19 protein-coding genes are annotated in these 19,150 nt (G+C 36.2%); 13 read left to right on the top strand and 6 right to left on the bottom strand.

All coding sequences use genetic code 11. The annotated features are described in order from the left end of the window. Window positions 1-29: 29 nt before the first annotated feature. Window positions 30-2,255 carry a response regulator gene (locus B5488_RS16960; protein WP_079736332.1) on the top strand — a complete coding sequence of 742 codons (2,226 nt, stop codon included), beginning with the start codon at window positions 30-32 and terminating at the stop codon, window positions 2,253-2,255. A 107-nt stretch (window positions 2,256-2,362) separates the two neighbouring features. Here B5488_RS16960 and lpxK read toward each other — a convergent pair whose 3' ends face one another. Next, a complete protein-coding gene (lpxK, locus tag B5488_RS16955) occupies window positions 2,363-3,349 on the bottom strand; it encodes a tetraacyldisaccharide 4'-kinase (RefSeq protein ID WP_317041951.1) in 987 nt (328 codons plus the stop codon). 122 nt (window positions 3,350-3,471) lie between these two features. Between lpxK and B5488_RS16950 the strand changes: the two genes are divergently transcribed. Beyond that, window positions 3,472-4,566 carry a Nif3-like dinuclear metal center hexameric protein gene (locus tag B5488_RS16950; RefSeq protein WP_079736330.1) on the top strand — a complete coding sequence of 365 codons (1,095 nt, stop codon included), beginning with the start codon at window positions 3,472-3,474 and terminating at the stop codon, window positions 4,564-4,566. Between the two features lie 2 nt (window positions 4,567-4,568). Further along, the gene (locus tag B5488_RS16945) at window positions 4,569-5,348 is read left to right on the top strand and encodes a zinc ribbon domain-containing protein (RefSeq protein WP_079736329.1); all 780 of its coding nucleotides are present in this window, start codon (window positions 4,569-4,571) and stop codon (window positions 5,346-5,348) included. Between the two features lie 116 nt (window positions 5,349-5,464). Here the strand turns inward: B5488_RS16945 and B5488_RS16940 are convergent, their stop codons facing one another. Beyond that, window positions 5,465-6,106, bottom strand: coding sequence for a hypothetical protein (locus B5488_RS16940; protein ID WP_146128756.1), 642 nt, complete (start codon window positions 6,104-6,106; stop codon window positions 5,465-5,467). A gap of 384 nt (window positions 6,107-6,490) precedes the next feature. Here B5488_RS16940 and B5488_RS16935 point away from each other — a divergent pair, with 384 nt between their 5' ends. From B5488_RS16935 to B5488_RS16925, 3 genes are all read left to right on the top strand, one after another. Next, a complete protein-coding gene (locus B5488_RS16935; RefSeq protein WP_079736327.1) occupies window positions 6,491-7,096 on the top strand; it encodes a hypothetical protein in 606 nt (201 codons plus the stop codon). A 4-nt stretch (window positions 7,097-7,100) separates the two neighbouring features. Beyond that, the gene (gene msrA, locus B5488_RS16930) at window positions 7,101-7,763 is read left to right on the top strand and encodes a peptide-methionine (S)-S-oxide reductase MsrA (protein WP_079736660.1); all 663 of its coding nucleotides are present in this window, start codon (window positions 7,101-7,103) and stop codon (window positions 7,761-7,763) included. A gap of 196 nt (window positions 7,764-7,959) precedes the next feature. Beyond that, the gene (locus B5488_RS16925; RefSeq protein ID WP_079736326.1) at window positions 7,960-9,447 is read left to right on the top strand and encodes a potassium/proton antiporter; all 1,488 of its coding nucleotides are present in this window, start codon (window positions 7,960-7,962) and stop codon (window positions 9,445-9,447) included. Here the strand turns inward: B5488_RS16925 and B5488_RS16920 are convergent. Then, the gene (locus tag B5488_RS16920; protein WP_079736325.1) at window positions 9,439-10,800 is read right to left on the bottom strand and encodes an FAD-dependent oxidoreductase; all 1,362 of its coding nucleotides are present in this window, start codon (window positions 10,798-10,800) and stop codon (window positions 9,439-9,441) included. The genes B5488_RS16925 and B5488_RS16920 overlap by 9 nt on opposite strands. Window positions 10,801-11,101: 301 nt before the next feature. Here B5488_RS16920 and B5488_RS16915 point away from each other — a divergent pair, with 301 nt between their 5' ends. From B5488_RS16915 to B5488_RS16895, 6 genes are all read left to right on the top strand, one after another. Beyond that, window positions 11,102-12,211 (top strand): alkene reductase, encoded by a 1,110-nt coding sequence (locus tag B5488_RS16915; RefSeq protein ID WP_079736324.1) that lies wholly within the window; start codon window positions 11,102-11,104, stop codon window positions 12,209-12,211. Between the two features lie 108 nt (window positions 12,212-12,319). Next, window positions 12,320-12,565 (top strand): hypothetical protein, encoded by a 246-nt coding sequence (locus B5488_RS16910; RefSeq protein ID WP_079736323.1) that lies wholly within the window; start codon window positions 12,320-12,322, stop codon window positions 12,563-12,565. 111 nt (window positions 12,566-12,676) lie between these two features. After that, complete coding sequence (locus B5488_RS16905) at window positions 12,677-13,327, top strand: flavin reductase family protein (protein ID WP_079736322.1); 651 nt, start codon at window positions 12,677-12,679, stop codon at window positions 13,325-13,327. A gap of 361 nt (window positions 13,328-13,688) precedes the next feature. After that, window positions 13,689-13,844, top strand: coding sequence for a lmo0937 family membrane protein (locus B5488_RS17935; RefSeq protein WP_106197114.1), 156 nt, complete (start codon window positions 13,689-13,691; stop codon window positions 13,842-13,844). A gap of 129 nt (window positions 13,845-13,973) precedes the next feature. After that, window positions 13,974-14,732, top strand: coding sequence for an SDR family oxidoreductase (locus B5488_RS16900; RefSeq protein WP_079736321.1), 759 nt, complete (start codon window positions 13,974-13,976; stop codon window positions 14,730-14,732). Between the two features lie 37 nt (window positions 14,733-14,769). Next, a complete protein-coding gene (locus B5488_RS16895) occupies window positions 14,770-15,444 on the top strand; it encodes a hypothetical protein (RefSeq protein ID WP_079736320.1) in 675 nt (224 codons plus the stop codon). Window positions 15,445-15,555: 111 nt separating this feature from the next. Here the strand turns inward: B5488_RS16895 and B5488_RS16890 are convergent, their stop codons facing one another. Then, on the bottom strand, window positions 15,556-16,482 hold the full coding sequence (locus B5488_RS16890) for a serine hydrolase (RefSeq protein WP_079736319.1): 927 nt from the start codon (window positions 16,480-16,482) through the stop codon (window positions 15,556-15,558). Window positions 16,483-16,509: 27 nt separating this feature from the next. Further along, a complete protein-coding gene (gene kynU, locus B5488_RS16885) occupies window positions 16,510-17,793 on the bottom strand; it encodes a kynureninase (protein ID WP_079736318.1) in 1,284 nt (427 codons plus the stop codon). 163 nt (window positions 17,794-17,956) lie between these two features. Between kynU and B5488_RS16880 the strand changes: the two genes are divergently transcribed. Beyond that, entirely contained in the window at window positions 17,957-18,598 is a 642-nt protein-coding gene (locus B5488_RS16880) for an O-methyltransferase (protein WP_079736317.1), read from the top strand. Here the strand turns inward: B5488_RS16880 and B5488_RS16875 are convergent. Then, the gene (locus B5488_RS16875) at window positions 18,591-19,148 is read right to left on the bottom strand and encodes a phosphatase PAP2 family protein (RefSeq protein ID WP_079736316.1); all 558 of its coding nucleotides are present in this window, start codon (window positions 19,146-19,148) and stop codon (window positions 18,591-18,593) included. The genes B5488_RS16880 and B5488_RS16875 overlap by 8 nt on opposite strands. Between the last annotated feature and the right edge of the window lie 2 nt (window positions 19,149-19,150).

Below are 19,150 nucleotides of genomic sequence, written 5' to 3'. Positions count from 1 at the left end.
TCAATTAAGCTTTTAGCTGAATTTCCCGAATGAAGAACTTTACTCTTATACTACTTCTCGCATGTTGGTGCTCGTTCACTTATGCAATTCAGCAAGATGAAACCGAAGGCACTCAAATAACTAACGAGAGAATTCAGCAGTTACTTAACGATGCCGAAGTTTCGGTAAATATGTTGGATTTTGATAATGCCATCGAGCAATTAAATTCTTCGCTGGAACTTTCTAAATCAATAAATGATAAGCGCGCTATTGCCCTTTCCAGCAGTATACTCGCTAAACTTTACTATTTAAGGCACGATTATGATAAAGCGATAACCGAACTACAGCGAGCCATTTCTATTCAAAGAGATATTGACGACCAGAATGGTTTGGCATATAGTTATGTAAATTTCGCGAAAATTCTAATGGCTCAATTAGATAAAACAAGAGCAGATCGCTACCTAAATCTCGCTGAAGAAATATATTTAAAACTAGACAACGAGGTTTACCTTGGTATTGTAGACTTAAACCGGGCAATAATAATTCTGAATACTCAAAATGAGCCAAACAAGGCTTTAAACCTTCTTCAGCACGCAAGAAACAGACTTTCAGGTTCTAATAAGCACTATGAACTTTCCCGATTATACTATTATACTGCCCGTGCTCATTTAGAATTAAAAAATCACACCTTAGCCGCAGAAAATAATAAACGGGTATTAGACATTGCCTATGCTCAAAATTTTGGCGGGATGATTATGACTGCCAATAAACTAATGAGCAAGATATACGAGGAAACTGGAGACTTTGAATCTTCTTTAGCTTTTCTGCAAAAAAGTTTTGCCCGTAAAGACTCCATAATCGCTATGAATAATGCTGTACTCGCAGAAGAGGTTAATGCCAAGTACGGTGTAGATGCATTACAGAGTAGCCTGAACGAATTAAGTTTGCAAAATGCAGAGCAGGAAAGAAATTTAAAGGTGAATAAACTTACCACAATTCTTAGTGTAGCCCTTATTACTATTTTATCCCTGTTAACGCTTTCCTTATATAAGAATAATAACTTAAGGGCTCGCGCAAACGAGTTGTTACAGAAGAAAAATACCGAATTAACAAAAGCCAAGGAAAACGCTGAAAAAGCTTACCTTGCAAAAGCACAATTTCTTTCTACAATAACACACGAGTTAAGAACACCTTTATACGCGGTGACCGGGTTAACCCATTTATTGTTGGAAGAAAGTCCTACCGAAAATCAAAAGGAACATCTTAATTCGCTTAAATTTTCTGGGGAATACCTGCTATCGCTTATCAATAACATTTTAGACCTCAACAAGCTGGAAGCCAACAAGGTTGAAATTATGGAAGCTTCTTTTGATCTTAAAAAACGAATCTCTGATGTTTTAGTGGCTTTAAAGAATTCGGCCGATGAGAAGAATACCAAAATTCATTTTAATTACGATGAATCTATTCCGCAGGAATTAAAAGGAGATCCTTTAAAAATATCCCAGATTCTTATAAATCTTATTGGGAATTCTATAAAATTTACCGAAGACGGCGATATTTGGATCAATGTTTCTAAAAACAGCCGCGAAGGGAATTTTGTTTTCCTGGATTTTGAGATAAAAGATAATGGTGAAGGTATAAGTAAAGAAAAACAAAAAGCCATTTTTGAGAATTTCACCCAGGGATCTACTCAAATTAATCGAAAATTCGGCGGAACAGGTCTGGGGCTTTCTATTGTAAAAAACTTACTTACACTGCTTGGTAGTGAAATAGATTTAGAAAGTGAACTTGGCAAAGGCTCTACTTTTGCATTCCAGTTAAAATTTGAAGCCAAGGAGATTGAAAACCAACTTAACAATAGTCCCAGAATTGAAGCAGAACCCTTAGAAAATAGATTAGAAGGAAAAGATATTCTTATTGTTGAAGATAATAAGATTAATCAAATGATTACCCGCAAGATTTTAGAAAAACAAGGAGTGGTTTGTGAAGTCGCAGATAATGGAACTATCGCGATAGAAAAAACCCAGGAAAAAGAATACGATCTTATACTAATGGATATTCATATGCCTGGAATTAGCGGTATAGAGGCCACAAAAGAAATTAGAAAATTCAATTCTCAAATTCCTATAGTTGCACTAACCGCAGTAACTTTAGATGATAACCTTGATGAATTCTTCTTAAATGGCTTTAGTGATATTATCCCAAAACCATATAAAACCGAGGAGTTCTTCTTAAAAATTAACAGGCAATTAGCAATTAGAGAAAGTACTGTTTAATCCTTTGGCACGCGCTTTGTAAATTCAGGCATAATTGAATTATATATCGAAGAAAAAACATATATAGTTTGAATTAGCCAAAGTAAAAAATGAGGTGTGAATTCACCTCATTTTTTATGCACAAAACTCAAAATTTTCTGTTTAAATGCTTCCTCATTTTTTAAAAAAGCAGTTTTCACCGGTAAATAAAATAGCTGCCCATCTTTAAAATTTTCTCGTAATCGCACATAATCTTTTTCGGTAGTTAAAAGCAATGTTTCCTTCTGTAGCCGGGCTATTTCAGTAGTGGTAAAATTATGATGATCTTTAAATGCGAGATGTTCAAAATCAAGTCCATTTGCTTCCAGATAATTAATGAGTGGCTTAGGATTCGCTATTCCGGTAACGAGGGTGAATTGTTTGTCTTTTAAACTGCTTAATTTCGCTTTGGTACCTTCAGAAACAATCTCTTCATCGTATTCAATAAAACTAAAATAAAGCTGCTGGTAATTCTGTAATTTAAGTTTACCCCTAATCGATTCCATTTCCGTCTTAGAAAGATTTGGCGGGCATTTGGTAACGATAACTATTTTTGCGCGTTCTGCACCCACCGTGGGTTCCCGCAAATATCCTGTAGGCAACATAAAATCGTTTACATAAAGATATCCATAGGCAGTGAGCAAAATATTCAACCCGGCTTTCACCTTTCTATGCTGAAAAGCATCATCCAACAAAATAATTTCAACATTTTCTTCCTGAAGTTTTTTAATCCCATTTTGTCTGTCGGCATCTACTGCAATCACCGCATCTTTAAACTTTCTTTTAAATTGTAGAGGCTCATCCCCTACTTCTGCAGCCGTTTCGTTTCCGTTCAATAATTTAAATCCTTTGCTGCTTCGTTTATAACCCCTGCTTAAAGTTGCAACCTTAAAATCAGGAAGTAAGAACTTCAGTAAATATTCTATCATTGGAGATTTTCCGGTTCCTCCAGCATTAATATTTCCAACACATATCACCGGAAGATCGTAGGATTTAGATTTTAAGATTCCGGCGTTATAAAGCAAATTCCGGCTCCAGGTTACAAATCCATACAATAAAGCAAAGGGAAGTAGCATTTTTCGAAAAATCTTCATACAGGGCGGGCTATAATAATTATATTTGAAGTTGGACTGAATTTACAACTACTACGAAATTAATAAAAAGCAACCTGCTACGTTTATAAAAACCGAAAAACACGATGCTTGTAAAAGAAGTTATTGATATAATTGAAGAATTTGCACCACCCGCTTACGCCGAAGATTTTGATAATATAGGCCTTTTGGTTGGCGATAAAAACCTTACTGTAACCGGTGCGCTTATCACTTTAGACACTTTAGAAAGTGTGGTAGACGAGGCTATTGAGAAAAATTGCAACCTTATTATTAGCTTTCATCCTATAATTTTTTCCGGTTTAAAAAAACTTACCGGGAAAGACTACGTAGAAAAAACGGTGATTAAGGCCATTAAAAACGATATCGCTATTTATGCCATTCACACCGCGCTGGATAACCAGTATAAAGGTGTAAACGATATGATTTGCGAAAAAATAGGACTTAAAGATCGCCAAATCTTAATTCCGCGGAAAGACAGTATAAAGAAACTCACCACCTTTATTCCAAATAAACAGGCTACAGAAGTTAGAAAAGCACTTTTTGAAGCAGGTGGAGGAAGTATTGGAAATTATGACAACTGCAGCTTCAATTTAAAAGGTGAAGGCAGTTTTAAGCCTAATGAAGAAGCTAATCCGGTAATAGGAAAACGCGGGGAAGTTCATTTGGAAGAAGAGACGCAAATTAGTCTTATTTATCCATCACATATAGAAAAAATGCTGCTTCAGGCACTTTTTAATTCTCATCCTTATGAAGAAGTAGCTTACGAAGTAAGCGCTTTAGAGAATAAAAATCAGCATTTGGGAATGGGAATGATTGGAGAATTAGAGACTCCAGAAGACGAAAAAAGCTTTTTAAAACGGATAAAAGAGGAATTCAATTGTGCTTGTATTAGACATTCAGAATTCCGCGGAAAACCAATTAAAAAAGTAGCAGTACTGGGCGGTAGCGGCAGTTTCGCAATTAACCAGGCAAAGGCGGCCGGGGCCGATATTTATCTCACTGCCGATCTTAAATACCACGACTTTTATAAAGCCGATAAAAGCTTTGTTTTAGCAGATATTGGCCACTATGAAAGTGAGCAATACACAAAAGATTTATTACATTCTTATCTTACAAAAAAAATTAGTAATTTTGCACTTATTTTAGGAGAGACAAACACCAATCCAATCAAGTATATATAACTATGGCAAAAAAGAACGATGTTACTGTAGAAGACAAGTTAAGAGCGTTGTACGACCTTCAACTGGTTGATTCCAGAATTGACGAAATAAGGAACGTACGCGGTGAGCTTCCGCTGGAGGTAGAAGATTTGGAGGATGAAGTAGCCGGATTGAGCAAGCGTTTGGACAAAATGGATGCCGATATTGAGGTAATCGAGAACGATATTAAGAGCAAGAAGAATCTTATTGATGAGTCTAAAGTGACCATGAAAAAGTATGCCGAGCAGCAAAAAAACGTGCGTAACAACCGCGAATTTAATGCGCTTAGCAAAGAAGTTGAATTCCAGGAACTGGAAATAGAACTTGCCGAGAAACATATTAAAGAATACCGCGCTCAAATTGAGCAGAAAAAAGAAGTTATCGAGCAAACTAAAGGGCGTCTTGACGAAAGGAAAAAACACTTGGAGCACAAGAAAAGCGAACTTAACGAGATTCTTGCCGAAACTGAAAAAGAAGAGCAGGCACTAATCAAAAAATCTGCAGAATTCGAGAAGAATATTGAAGACCGTCTAGTAAATGCTTATAAGAGAATTAGAAGCAACGTTAAGAACGGGCTTGCCATTGTACCAGTAGAACGTGGTGCTTCGGGAGGTTCTTACTTTACCATTCCGCCACAGGTAATTATGGAAATTGCCGGTAGAAAAAAGATTATTACCGACGAGCATAGCGGTAGAATCCTGGTAGACGAAGAACTTGCTAAAGAAGAACAGGAAAAAATGCATAATCTTTTCGCTAAGGCTTAATTAGCAGAAAATTGATATAGTAAAAAGCCTCCAATTCGGAGGCTTTTTTATTTCAAGACTATTCCTGTTTTTAGCTTAGAAAAACAGCGACTGAGGCTCTTTGCTTTTTAAATAATTTAATCGTGACATTCTAAAGCGCAAGATTCAATAGATGTAAACCAACCTTTTCCATTGGTTAAAGCAACAGTAGGAACTCCGTTTGTATTCTCACACACTTCTAATGCTGCTCTACAATTTCTTAACTGTCCTTCCTGCGAAAATTCTATCATAGCTCCAATAACCGGAGTAGTATCCCCTATTACTGGTTCGTCATGCCATTTGTTTAAAGATCCATTAGATTTGCCAGGCTTATACGTTAATGATGAAAGCACCTCGCCGGTACTTAATTCTGCATCAAACTGAACTAATCCATTTTTTAATTCTTCAAAGTTTGAAAATACCATATACTCTTCAGTGTCAGGATTGGTTATTTTAAGTCCTTCTATAGCGTGTTTATTAGCTGCGGAAGTTTTATAAGATAATTGATTTACAAATTTGAAAGTAAAATCCCTGTCTTCGTTAATAAATTTGGCGGTTTCTCCGGTTTTCTTAAAAATATAAGTTGCGTCGGCTACCGTAAGAATTCCATTATTTTCTAAAGCAAGTTCCTTTTCCAATTCACTGGCATTCATTGTTGTTTCTTCAGAATCGGTACTACAGGACTGAAGCGTAATTGTAAGTAAGAAAATAGCTAAAAGTAGTTTTGTAATTTTTTTCATTTCGATTTTGGTGTTAAATTGGTTATTCTTTTTATTCTCAGTAAGCAAAGTTGCGGGTTAATGTTTCGTAAGTCGGTGTTCATTTTTACACGTTCGACTTTGGATGGTATTGTTTATCTCATATAATTATATTTTAAATATTTTATCTATTTTGAACAGTAACCAATAATTTACAGTCCTAAATATCTAATTATTATGTAAATCTATTAAAAATTGTTAATTTATACGTAATTCATTTAAGAAATTAATTTCCCGCACGTTATATTGAATATAAGTATAGAATTTCAACTAAGGAATTTGAGGTTTTCTATTGATTAACAAGCTTTTCACATTTTTAATCTATTTTAAAGCTACCTTTATTTCTGCTAACTAATACCCTTAATTATGAGATATTATGCAAGCCTACTTTGCCTAATTTTAGTGTTGGTATCCTGTAAGAATGAAGATAAAGACCGTGAACGCGAGCCTGATTTTGAATCAGAACAGACGGAAAATAAAAGCGCTTTAGAGCACAATCCTGAAGAATCTTCTTCAGCAAATTCAGATTATAATGAAAGTGAAAAAGAAACGCTAGACTTGCCCGATGCGAATTCCAATAAAACTGAAGCAACTTCTTCCACAATAAAGTCAGGCACCAACTATGTAAAAGTAGATGAAAGTGATGCAAACTGTACCTGCTACTGTTTAGAATTGGATATGAACAAGAATACAGAATTATGCCTTTCAGAAGACGAAATGTATATAAATGCCAGATTTGCAAAAACCGGAAACGTGGTGAATATTTATTATGTGAGTCCTTCTAGTAAAAATACCAATAAAGACCTTCCCTGGGAAGATTTTGATACCAATAATCCTATTGCAGTGTTAAGCCCGGGGGAAAATGAAAATATGGAATTAGACTGGAAAGGTTTTTACATAGACGGTGAGCTTGCTGTAGATTACGCCATTTATGGCAAAAAAACACTTGAAGGAACTTATAAAAAACAATAAATTAATGAAACGATTTTTCTTACCTACATTTATATTCTTATTAATTTCCTGCGGAAATAACGCCCAGCAGAAAACAGTTACCAAACCCGAAATTGCCAATGCCGATCCTGTTGAAGTACCAGCAGAAAATGGTTATGAAAAGGCCTATTTTGCAAGCGGATGTTTTTGGTGTGTTGAAGCGGTTTACGAAAGTATAGAAGGCGTAAATGAAGCTATATCTGGATATGCTGGCGGGCATGCAAAAAACCCAACTTACGAATCCAGCAATACAGGAAGAACCGGTCATGCTGAAGCTGTAGAAGTTATTTACGATCCAGAAGTGGTGAATTTTAAAACTTTAGTAAAGGTTTATTTTGGCTCGCAAGATGCTACCCAGGTAAACGGCCAGGGGCCCGATATTGGTTCCCAATACCGTTCTATAATATTTTACCAAAATAAGGAGCAAAAAGATATTATAAACAAGGTGAAAAACGAAGTAGCTCAAGATTATGATGAGCCTATTGCTGCAGAAATTTTACCTTTTCAAAAATTTTGGGTAGCTGAAGATTATCACCAAGATTACGAAAAGAATAATCCTAACAACCCTTATATTCAAAAGGTTTCTATACCTAGATTAAATCGTTTCAAAGAAAAATTTCCCGAAATCCTAAAGGATAATTCGCATTAATTTAGGTTTAAATTATTCCAAAGGTTTTTTGAATAATAAATATATTCGGCTTTATATAATAGGGCCGAATATGTATTTTTACAGCAGAAATACTTTAGAACAGGTCGTGAAATTTTCAGCCTTAAAACCATTGAATTTCTGTTCATAGGCAAATAATTTATAAATATTCCACACTGATTAAAATAACAATTAAACAATGAGCATAACGATTGAAAATATTCTCTTAATAGGCTCTTTGTTGTTATTTATTAGTATCCTGGCCGGGAAAACATCTTACCGGTTTGGCGTACCTACATTAGTACTTTTCCTTGCAGTGGGAATCCTCTCGGGTTCTGAGGGAATTGGCGGAATTTATTTTAACGATCCTCAAATCGCTCAATTTATAGGAATTGTTGCCCTTAATTTCATATTATTTTCCGGTGGGCTCGATACTAGCTGGAAAACCATAAAACCGGTAATGTGGCAGGGAATTTCCCTTTCCATTCTCGGGGTTTTATTTACCGCGGTAAGTGTTGGTGTTTTTGTTTGGTTTATCACAGATTTCACGATTTACGAAGGTTTGCTACTTGGCGCTATTGTGTCTTCTACAGATGCCGCGGCGGTATTCTCCATTTTAAGATCTAAAAATCTGGCGCTAAAATCTAATTTAAGGCCTACCCTGGAGCTGGAAAGCGGTAGTAACGATCCTATGGCTTATTTCCTAACCATCGCCTTTTTAGGTTTGGTAGTAAACCAGGATCAAAGTATTTATAGCATTATTCCGCTGTTTCTTCAGCAAATTTTAATTGGTGCTGCCCTGGGGTTTATCTTCGGAAAGTTAAGCAAATTGGTAATTAACCGCATAAAATTAGATTTTGAAGGTTTATATCCAGTACTCGCTATCGCCTTAATGTTTATTGTATTTTCCGGAACTGATGCTCTTGGTGGAAACGGATTTTTAGCAGTTTATTTAAGTGGAGTTTACCTCGGAAATCACAATATTATTCATAAAAAAACCATCATGCGAATGTTTGATGGTCTTGCGTGGTTAATGCAAATTGTATTATTCCTTACTTTGGGATTACTGGTTTATCCGTCGCATATTGTTCCGGTTATTGGCGTGGGAATTTTTATCTCGGTTTTCCTGATTTTTATCGCACGGCCTCTGGGTGTATTTTTAAGCTTAATTTTCTTTAAAATGAAGATGCGCCGGCGTTGGTATATTTCGTGGGTTGGGCTTCGCGGGGCTGTTCCTATTGTATTTGCTACCTATCCCCTACTGGCGGGAATTGAAAAGGCCGATATGATCTTCAATATCGTATTTTTTGTCTCATTAACTTCGGTTTTAATCCAGGGAACAACGCTATCTGTGGTGGCGAGATGGCTACACGTTGCGCTACCCATGAAAGCCAAACAAAAATCGCCGGTAGATGCATTTATGGCCGATGGCGCTAAATCTTTTTTAAGGGAAATAAATATTCCCGAGCAAAACCACTCAGTAGGAAAAAGAATTGTAGAATTACAATTTCCGAAGAAAGCAATTATCGCAATGATTTCCAGAGACGATCAATTTATTACTCCAAACGGAAATACGGTTATTGAAGCCAATGACATGCTGGTTGTTTTAACCGAAGATCATAAAACCATGGAAGGGGTTTATGAAACTCTGAATATTGAACCGGAATTTGAAGAAAAACTAGAATGAAAAAACCGGTTTTTTATCCAGCAGGTTAAGAATTTTGCTTTCAACTTCGGCAGTATCCCATTTCTTTTCAATTTCCGGAATTCCCATAATTTCATCCATAATTTTTCGTTGATAATCGCCAATCGCTAAAGCTTCAGCATAAGGTTTATCAGAAAAAGTAACCCTGGAATACAAAGGCACCCAAATTTCGGGATGTTTGTTAGAGAACCAGTTTTCAATCTTTTTCCGCAGTAAAAAATCGGGATCGGCAGTTTTACTACTCATTTCTATAAAGTTGCGATAACTAAGTTCTGCAATGGCATCTGTATTGGGTTTACGCGCATTTTGATATTCTTCAAAAATAAGTTCCCAATCGTCGCCGTGCTTCTTCATTTTTTGACTTAAAACCAAAATATCTTCAAAACCCGCATTCATTCCCTGCCCATAAAATGGTACAATGGCGTGCGCTGAATCTCCTACCAAAGTCACTTTTTCCCAATAAGACCAGGGAAAACATTTAATAGTCACCATACTACTGGTAGGGTTTTTAAAGAAATCCTTTTTCAAATTTTCAATCTCCTGGTTTATATCTGGAAAATGTTTCTGAAAAAATAGATCGGCATCGGTTTCTGTCTTTATACTTTCAAAAGAATTTTTACCTTCAAAGGGCATAAATAAAGTACAGGTAAAACTCCCATCTAAATTAGGCATTGCAATAAGCATAAATTCCCCGCGAGGCCAAATATGAAAAGAGGCGTTATCCAGTTTGTGGCTACCATCTTTGTTTGGGGCAATACTTAATTCTTTATAGCCAACATTTATAAAATGCTGTGAATAATTAAACCTACTTTGTCTTTGCATTTTATGCCTAACCCGGGAAAAAGCCCCATCGGCGCCAAAAATAAGATCAAATTGATATTCTTTCCATTCTCCTTTTTCACTTTCGCCGGTATACAACCTGGCTTCGGCCATATCTATATCCCAAACTTTTTCTTCAAACCTAAAGGTAGTACCGGCATCTTCGGCCAGGGTGATCATTTTTCGGTTTAAAACACCACGGGAAATGGAGTAAATTGCTTCCTCCTCTTTTCCGTATTTCTGAAAATAGAGCGGTTTATCATTAACGTGCATCGCCCTTTTTACTAAAGGAAGTGCCAGTTCTTTAATTTCATCTTCTATACCTGCAGCCCTCAAAGAATTCCAGCCTCGATTAGACATGGCCAAATTTATAGAACGACCGGAAAATTCTACATCTCTAATATCTTTCCTTCGGTCAAAAACCTCAACCTCATGTCCCGCTTTTCTAAGAAAAATAGCGAGTAAAGATCCAACCAGGCCCGAGCCAACAATGGCGATTTTTTTGGGTGTTTGCATAAAGTGCTACTGTGCATCTTCTGGAAAACAGTTTTCAGAAAATGCGATTTTAAGTTACGAAAATACTTATTTATACTGAAATTAAGGCGGTCTCCCCGCTTTAAGAAAAACCTATTTATCATTTAATTAACAGCACTTACGGGTTGCTTGCCTTAAATTTAATTGGAAACTATCTTGAATTTGCTTTGAGGTATTTATTCAAAAAAATATTTGGCAAAAGTGTCCTGGTAAATTACTTTCATTTAATGAGTGAATTACCTCGGGCATTTAAATCTCGATTATCCAGTAAAAAACTTAAATTATGATTGAAAATCAAACTTTATTAAAATCGGTTATCATTGGGGATTTGGAATTAAAAAACCGGGTAATTATGGCCCCAATGACACGTAATCGCGCCGATAATAAAGACAATGCACCCACCGAATTACACGCTGAATATTATGCGCAACGTGCAGGCGCCGGACTAATAATATCTGAAGGCTCGCAAATTTCAGAGGCCGCGGTTGGATATATAAATACACCGGGGATTTATACTGAAAATCAGGTAAAAGGTTGGGGGAAAGTAACTGAAGCAGTTCACGAAAATGAAGGAAAGATATTTTCACAATTATGGCATTGCGGTCGTATTTCCCACCCTAAATTTCACGAGGGGGAAAAGCCTTTGGCGCCAAGTGCTGTAAATCCAAACACGCAAGCTTACACCCCAGATGGTTTTGAAGATACCGTAGAACCGCAGGCTATGAGCATTGCCGATATTAAACAAACCGTGCTGGATTTTAAACACGCAGCCGAAAATGCAAAGCGCGCCGGTTTTGACGGGGTAGAGATTCACGGCTCTAATGGATATCTAATTCACCAGTTTTTTAATAAAAATGCAAATATTAGAACCGATGATTATGGTGGAAGTATCGAAAACCGGGCACGATTCTTTTTTGAAATTCTTGAGGCTATAAGTGAAGTCTGGCCAGAAAACCGTATTGGGATTAGATTAAACCCTTCGCTTAATGATGCTTTTGGAATTACAGCTTCAGAAGAATCAATTGCTACTTTCGATCATATTATTGAAAAATTAAACGCATACGATCTGGCTTATTTACACCTGTCTGAACCTTTTACAGATGTTAGCGAAATAGATTACCTGGAACCCAATATTGCCAAACACTACCGCCCTATTTATAAAGGAAAATTAATAATTAATGCAGGCTTTGATCAGGAATCGGGAAATAAAGTAATAGAAGAAGGCAACGCCGATATGGTTTCATTCGCTAAACTCTTTATTTCCAATCCCGATTTACCAGCGCGTTTTGCTAAAAATGCCCCGGTAGCTGATTGGGATGAAGATACGTTTTATACGCCAGGCCCAAAAGGTTATACCGATTACCCGACATATGATTCTGAAAAAACTAAATAGTAAAATTCATAATTTTAGATTAAATGTCCTTAAAAACAGGTTAATTCAACTTTAGTTTTATTAAGAAATAAGTAATTTTATTTACCAACTCTATAAAACTTAAAAACTATGGATGAATCGAAAATTGAGCAAATGAGGGCTACATTAAATAAATTAGAAGACATAAAAAATAGCCAGGAAAGCATTATCGATAAAATAAATCACGTGATTACAGATTTATTTCAACACCCCGATAAGGAATTGGAGAAAGCAATGAACGATGCACACCAAAAATCTTCAGATAATGTAGATGCTGTTCGTGAGGCTATGGAAGAATACGAAATGAGAATTAATAAACTGGAAAATCAGGGCTAATTAAATTTTAAAGAATAGCTAATGATTACAGTATTTAGGGTGATTAAAACATAAATTTACCAGTAAGAGGTAATTTATATTTTAGTCACCTTTTTTTATAAACATATTTTTATGCAACATATTACTTCAGAAGAAATAGCAGAAATGGAAAAACTTTTCCGTTTAAATCTTATTAATAGTGTAACCGGATATAAATCAGCTAACCTCATCGCTACAAAATCTGCAGAAAAAGGAGTAAATGTCGCGGTTTTTAGTTCGGTTACTCATTTAGGTAGCAACCCGGCATTACTTGGTTTTATTACCAGGCCCACTAAAGAAGTAGCGCGAAATACATATAAAAATATTAAAGAGAACAAATATTTTACAGTAAATCATATTCAAAAAGATATGATAGAAAGCGCACACCAAACCGCCGCTAAATATGAGGAAGAAATTTCGGAATTTCAAAAAACCGGATTGGAGGAAGAGTACCTGGATAATTTTTATGCTCCCTATGTTAGACAGTCTAATGTAAAATTAGGATGTGAATATATAAATGAATATTACATCAAAGAAAATGACACTGTAATGCTTATTGGAGCGATTAAACATATTTATTTTGATGAAGGCATACAGGCACCAGATGGCTGGTTAAGGCTGGATGATGCCGAAACGGTAGCCGTAAATGGTTTAGACGGCTATGCACTTCCCAGTCTTCTAGATCGCTTTCATTATGCGAGGCCGGGCCAGGAAATCAAGTCGTTTTTTAAGAAAGAAGAATAAATTATTCTAATCAAACTTACTTTACCACTGTATCTTATTCTTATTCCTCAAAAATTTTAACATTTGAGTTAAACACTAGTTAAAAGCTATTCTTTCAAGTAACATATTCTATAAATTCGTTCATAGATAATCATTAAACTATAATATAGGCGATTTAATTTGGCTTATTGTAGTAATCCTGATTAAGGATGGCTTATATTTTATTGGTCCTGGCCATAATTGGTATTTTATATCGCCTGGCGACCGGTAGAAGGCTATAAATCAAAAATTTATATTTTTCTGTTTTTTAAAAACTCGAATTTATTTTTTAACTTGTATAAACAATTAACCAACGTAGCGTAGCTACAAAAAACCAACCAGTATGAGAGATTTAATATGGCTTATCGTAGTATTATTAGTAATAGGATGGCTTATTGGCTATTTTGCATTTCCAGATTTGGGAAGCATAATCCACATTCTAATTGTTATAGCCGTTATCCTAATTTTGTATAAATTATTAACCGGGCGTCGCCTGTAATTAATAATTTTTTCGAATCTTATAAACCCTTTGAAATCTTCAAAGGGTTTTTGTTTTATCATCTAAACCTAAAAGTTTTTCCAAACCTTATTTACCGGGTAAATCTTATCTTCGAAATTAAAAACTACTATGTGGAACTTAAATAATAAATATGCCCTGGTAACTGGTGGAACTAAAGGAATAGGAAAAGCTGCAGTTCTGGAATTTCTAGAATTGGGAGCAGAAGTACTCTTCACTTCCAGAACACAAAAGGATATTGATCTTATGGTAGAAGAGTTGAAACAATATGATAATAAAATACACGGACTTGTTGCTGATGTTGCCGTGACAAACGACCGACAGAAGGTGCATAATTTTATAGAAAAACAATGGGGAAAACTGGACATTCTTGTGAATAATGCCGGCATTAATATTCGAAAGAAAGCAAATGATTATTCTGAAGAAGAATTCAGAAAAGTAATGGAAATTAATCTTAATGCTCCTTTTGAAGTAAGCCGAAAACTTCACTCCCTGCTTCAAAAAAGCGGCAGTGCAAAGATTGTAAATGTAGCGTCTTCTGCTGCGATGCAGGATGTTGGTACCGGCACACCTTATGCAATGTCTAAAGCTGGTTTACTCCAGCAAACGCGAAGTCTTGCCGTAGAATGGGCAGCTGACGGTATTCGTGTAAACGCGGTTTCACCCTGGTTTACAGTTACACCGCTTACAAAAGGACTTTTAAGCGAAAGTGAGAGAATGGATCCTATTATAAAAAGAACGCCTTTAAAACGAGTTGCTGAAGCCCGGGAAATGGCTTCCATTATTGCTTTTCTGGCAATGGACAAATCTTCTTATATCACTGGCCAAAATATTGTTGCAGACGGTGGAATGAGCATTAATGCCATTTAAACGCAGTTTTTTGTACCTTTAAAGTAAAACCAACACCATGAAAAAATTACTATTTTTTACTTTTCTAATTTCAGCCTTAATTAGCTGTAAGAATAATGAAACCAACATTGGTAAAGAAACCGCTGCCGAAACCGATAGGAGTATTGAACAGCAAATTGCTGAAGCGCATGGTTTAAATAATTTTGCCGAAGTAGAAGAAATTCAGTTTACTTTTAATGTTAAGGTTGAAGATTCTCTTAGAACCAGCCGCGAATGGACCTGGAATCCCCAAACTGACGAGATTAGGCTTACCGAAGGTGATATTAGCCGCACGTACACCAAAACCGACAATATTGCTGAAAATGATAAAGATATAGACCAGAAATTTATTAACGATTCTTACTGGTTCTTATTCCCTTTTCAAATGGTGTGGAGCGATGCAGAGATTTCTGAAGAAAAAACCGGGGTCGCCCCAATTAGTAAAAAAGAGATGAACTATCTTGAAGTGTCTTATAAAGGTGAAGGCGGCTATACTCCTGGTGACACTTATGTAGTTTACTATAAAGACGATTATTTGCTAGAGGAATGGATCTACAAATCGGCCGATGGCCAGCGGGAAATGCCTACTACCTGGGAAGATTTCGAAGATTTCCAGGGCTTAAAAATCTCTAAATCCCATAAATCTCCCGATGGAAGTTTTGAATTATTCTTTACCGATATTGAAGTAAAATAAATCTTTGATTAAGATAAGAAAGCCATGAATTCACCATTATTTAGTGAATTTGTGGCTTTTTTAGTTCCTAAATTCTGGATGTAATTTTTAAGGCTAGACAGTAAAAATCTACTAATATTTTAAACCACTAAGAATTTCAGCGGCTCCTTCTGCCGGTTTCCAATTAGAATCGGGTTCAAAATAATTCCACAGTAAAGCTGAAATTTCCTTTTGTAATTGCCAGGCTTCATTATTCTCCTCCCAGGAATCATCTTCATTATTTTTGGTTGCTATATAACAAACATAATCTCCCGATGGTGCATTTACCATAAAAAGTTCTGACCGGGATTTGTTAACCATTCCTTGCTTTGCCGCTGCCTGCACATGCGGCGGAACTTGCGATAAAGCATAATCCTGATAAAAAGAGTTGCCAAGCAACCTATACATTTCATCACTCGCTGCAGCACTTATCAGTTTACGGTTTCTAATTTGTTCTAAAATAGAAGCCATTTCACGCGGGGTGGTTTGACCCCAGCCATGTTTTTCCCAGTCTTTATCGCGACCCTCAGTTCTGGAATTTACGCGCGTGTGCTCCAACCCAATTTCAGCCATTAACTCATTAATTCCTTCTCCGCCTCCGGCAAGTTCCTGGTTCCATAAAGAAGTTACATTATCGCTATAACTAATCATTAAAGCCACCAAAGTTCTAAGATCGGTTGTGGTGCTGTCTTTGTAAAATTGCATTAAACCTGAACCACCATAAATTCGATCTTTAGAATAAACCAACGAATCTTTATAGCTTAATTCTCCCTTTTCAATTTTATCAAAAATCTTTAGCAGAATAGGTATTTTTACGATACTGGCAGTAGGGAAAATAGTATCGGCATTTATCGCAGCTTCTTTCCCGCTTTTTAAGTGTTTTACATAAATGCCAACATCGCCTTTAAAATCCCGGGCAATGGTTTCTAATTTCTGCTGAAGTTTTAAATCAATCTCAGCATTTTGAGAAAAACCTGCGATTGAAATCATCAAAAAACAATAGATAAAAATCTTTTTCATTAGTATTTTAAATTAAGTTTTATTAATCTATTTAGATTTATCAAGAATTCCTTTTTTCAGGATCTGCCCAAACTGGTACATATCTTCAAAAGAACAATAAAACGGTGCCGGCGCAAGTCTAATTACATTAGGTTCCCGCCAGTCGGTTATCACTCCATTTTTCATTAAATAATTAAATAATTCCCTGCCTTCCCCGTGTAAAAACACCGACAACTGGGTACCGCGTTCTTCCTGCTTTTTAGGTGTAATAATTTCAAAATTACTATCAACCTCCTTATCAATTTCGTGTAATACGAATTCCAGGTAAGCCACGATCTTATTTCGCTTCTCTATTAAAGCCGGCATTCCCACTTCGTCAAATATTTCCAGCGAAGCTAAGTAAGGCGCCAAAGCCAAAACCGGTGCATTCGAAATTTGCCAGGCATCGGCCCCGTTTTCGGGCTGAAATTCAGGCTCCATTAAAAAGCGGCGTTCTTTATTATGGCCCCACCAACCTTCAAAGCGGGGAATATCTTTTTGGTTGTGATATTTTTCATTGATAAAACATCCAGAAGCATTTCCCGGGCCGCTATTCATATATTTATAGCTGCACCAGGCGGCGAAATCAACGTTCCAGTCACTCAGTTTAAGCTCAATATTTCCGGCAGCGTGGGCAAGATCCCAACCTACAAAAGCACCAATTTCTTGTCCTGCTTTTGTAATTTTTTCCATCTCCAGTACCTGCCCAGTGTAGTAATTAACACCACCAATTAAAACCAAGGCGCACTCGGCTCCTACTTCCTTAATCTTTGCTAAAATATCTTCGGTTCTAAAATTATTTTCACCTTCCCGCCTTTTAATTTCAACAATAGCATCTTTTGGATCATAACAGTGAAATCGAACCTGGCTCGAGATCATATACTGGTCGCTGGGAAATGCTTTTTCTTCACAAATAATCTTATAGCGTTTTCCCTTTGGTCTATAAAACGAAACCATCAACAAATGCAGGTTTACCGTAAGGGTATTCATTACTGTAACTTCAGTAGGTTTAGCGCCAACAACTTTAGCCAGTTTTTCTGCAAAACGTTCGTGATAATCCCACCAGGGCTTTTTGGCATAAAAATGACCTTCTACGGCGAGATTTGCCCAATCGGTCATAATTTCATCTACGTATTTTTTAGCTGATTTTGGCTGAAGACCTAAGGAATTCCCGGTGAAATAAATCACATTTTTTCCTTCGTGTTGTGGGAAAATAAATTGATTCCGGAATGATGATATTTTATCCTGGGCATCAAGTTGCCGGGCATATTCTAATGTATTTTGAAACTGCATGTGTGGTTGTATTTTAAATCCTGAAGATTTGAAATCTAAGTTATCGAGTAAAAATACAATTTATTGGCAGAAGTCGCGCTCCTGTGAAACCATTCCTAATTTCTACTGAAAGCTATTATTTCAGAACCATTAAATTCTATAAATTTGACAAAAATAGAATCTTATGCATTTTCTTCCTGAAGCGATAGACCAGTACATTATAGAACATTCAGCTAAAGAACCAGATTTTTTGGCAAAACTTAACCGGGAGACCAATCAGAAAGTATTGCAACCGCGCATGATAAGCGGAAACTACCAGGGAAGGATTTTGAGCCTGATTTCTAAAATAATCGCTCCAAAAAGCATTCTGGAAATTGGAACTTATACCGGTTATTCAGCTTTATGCCTGGCCGAAGGTTTACCTAAAGATGGAATTTTGCATACGATAGATATTAATGAAGAATTATACGATTTTCAGCAGAAATATTTCCAGGCTTCAGATTATAAAAATCAGATCAAACAATATATTGGTGATGCCCGGGAAATAATTCCGCATTTAGATCAAAAATTTGATTTAGTTTTTATCGATGCCGATAAGCCCAATTATCCTGCTTATTTCGATTTAATTATTGGGAAAATGAATCCCGGCGGAGTTATTTTATCAGATAATGTTTTATGGAGCGGAAAAGTAGTAGAACCGGTTAAAGCCGAAGATGAATCTACCCAGGCGCTTTTAAAATATAATAAAATGTTGGCAGAAGATGAACGCGTAGAAACCGTGATTTTACCTATTCGCGACGGATTAACTTTAACTCGGGTTAAATAAATCTTTTTCCCGAACGCTGATAAAGAAAGAAGAAAATAATTGCAAAAATAATCCCAACGGCGGCGCCAACCAAAACGTCTCCCGGATAATGAACACCAACATAAATTCGGCTTAACATAAACATTAACGGCCAGATAAGTACTGCCCAAATCCACGGATATTTCTCTTTTAATGAAAGGATCAAAAAAAGTGCTGCTGCCATAGATACTGCTGAATGGCCGGAGAAAAAACTATAATTATCTGGCGTTTGAAGAATTCTAATTATATCGGCTATTTCGGGTTGGTTATTAGGTCTTAGACGCAAAAAAAAGTTCTTAACTATATTGGTAAAACCATAAGTAGAAAGCGCTGTTGCAAGAATAAATAAGCTAGTGAAAAGTGCTTTTTTCCAGTGAAATGCCAGGAAATAAATAATAAAAAAAGTGATATAAAGCGGAATCCAGTTTTGGATGGTAGTTACGGTTATCCAAAAATTATCGTAGGTTTCAATTCCCAGTCCGTTGAGATAAACAAACAGCTCGCGATCCCATTGTTTTAGCTGTTCTAGCATAA

The sequence above is a fragment of the Salegentibacter salegens genome (assembly GCF_900142975.1).
GTDB classification, from domain to species: domain Bacteria; phylum Bacteroidota; class Bacteroidia; order Flavobacteriales; family Flavobacteriaceae; genus Salegentibacter; species Salegentibacter salegens.
Note: the sequence above shows the minus strand (reverse complement) of the source record. Positions and strands in the feature narration are given on the sequence as shown.

Coding starts and splice junctions, on each gene's coding strand:
- B5488_RS16960 (WP_079736332.1), top strand. CDS start 30: ATGAAGAACTTTACTCTTATACTACTTCTCGCATGTTGGTGCTCGTTC.
- lpxK (WP_317041951.1), bottom strand. CDS start 3,349: ATGCTACTTCCCTTTGCTTTATTGTATGGATTTGTAACCTGGAGCCGG.
- B5488_RS16950 (WP_079736330.1), top strand. CDS start 3,472: ATGCTTGTAAAAGAAGTTATTGATATAATTGAAGAATTTGCACCACCC.
- B5488_RS16945 (WP_079736329.1), top strand. CDS start 4,569: ATGGCAAAAAAGAACGATGTTACTGTAGAAGACAAGTTAAGAGCGTTG.
- B5488_RS16940 (WP_146128756.1), bottom strand. CDS start 6,106: ATGAAAAAAATTACAAAACTACTTTTAGCTATTTTCTTACTTACAATT.
- B5488_RS16935 (WP_079736327.1), top strand. CDS start 6,491: ATGAGATATTATGCAAGCCTACTTTGCCTAATTTTAGTGTTGGTATCC.
- msrA (WP_079736660.1), top strand. CDS start 7,101: ATGAAACGATTTTTCTTACCTACATTTATATTCTTATTAATTTCCTGC.
- B5488_RS16925 (WP_079736326.1), top strand. CDS start 7,960: ATGAGCATAACGATTGAAAATATTCTCTTAATAGGCTCTTTGTTGTTA.
- B5488_RS16920 (WP_079736325.1), bottom strand. CDS start 10,800: ATGCAAACACCCAAAAAAATCGCCATTGTTGGCTCGGGCCTGGTTGGA.
- B5488_RS16915 (WP_079736324.1), top strand. CDS start 11,102: ATGATTGAAAATCAAACTTTATTAAAATCGGTTATCATTGGGGATTTG.
- B5488_RS16910 (WP_079736323.1), top strand. CDS start 12,320: ATGGATGAATCGAAAATTGAGCAAATGAGGGCTACATTAAATAAATTA.
- B5488_RS16905 (WP_079736322.1), top strand. CDS start 12,677: ATGCAACATATTACTTCAGAAGAAATAGCAGAAATGGAAAAACTTTTC.
- B5488_RS17935 (WP_106197114.1), top strand. CDS start 13,689: ATGAGAGATTTAATATGGCTTATCGTAGTATTATTAGTAATAGGATGG.
- B5488_RS16900 (WP_079736321.1), top strand. CDS start 13,974: ATGTGGAACTTAAATAATAAATATGCCCTGGTAACTGGTGGAACTAAA.
- B5488_RS16895 (WP_079736320.1), top strand. CDS start 14,770: ATGAAAAAATTACTATTTTTTACTTTTCTAATTTCAGCCTTAATTAGC.
- B5488_RS16890 (WP_079736319.1), bottom strand. CDS start 16,482: ATGAAAAAGATTTTTATCTATTGTTTTTTGATGATTTCAATCGCAGGT.
- kynU (WP_079736318.1), bottom strand. CDS start 17,793: ATGCAGTTTCAAAATACATTAGAATATGCCCGGCAACTTGATGCCCAG.
- B5488_RS16880 (WP_079736317.1), top strand. CDS start 17,957: ATGCATTTTCTTCCTGAAGCGATAGACCAGTACATTATAGAACATTCA.
- B5488_RS16875 (WP_079736316.1), bottom strand. CDS start 19,148: ATGCTAGAACAGCTAAAACAATGGGATCGCGAGCTGTTTGTTTATCTC.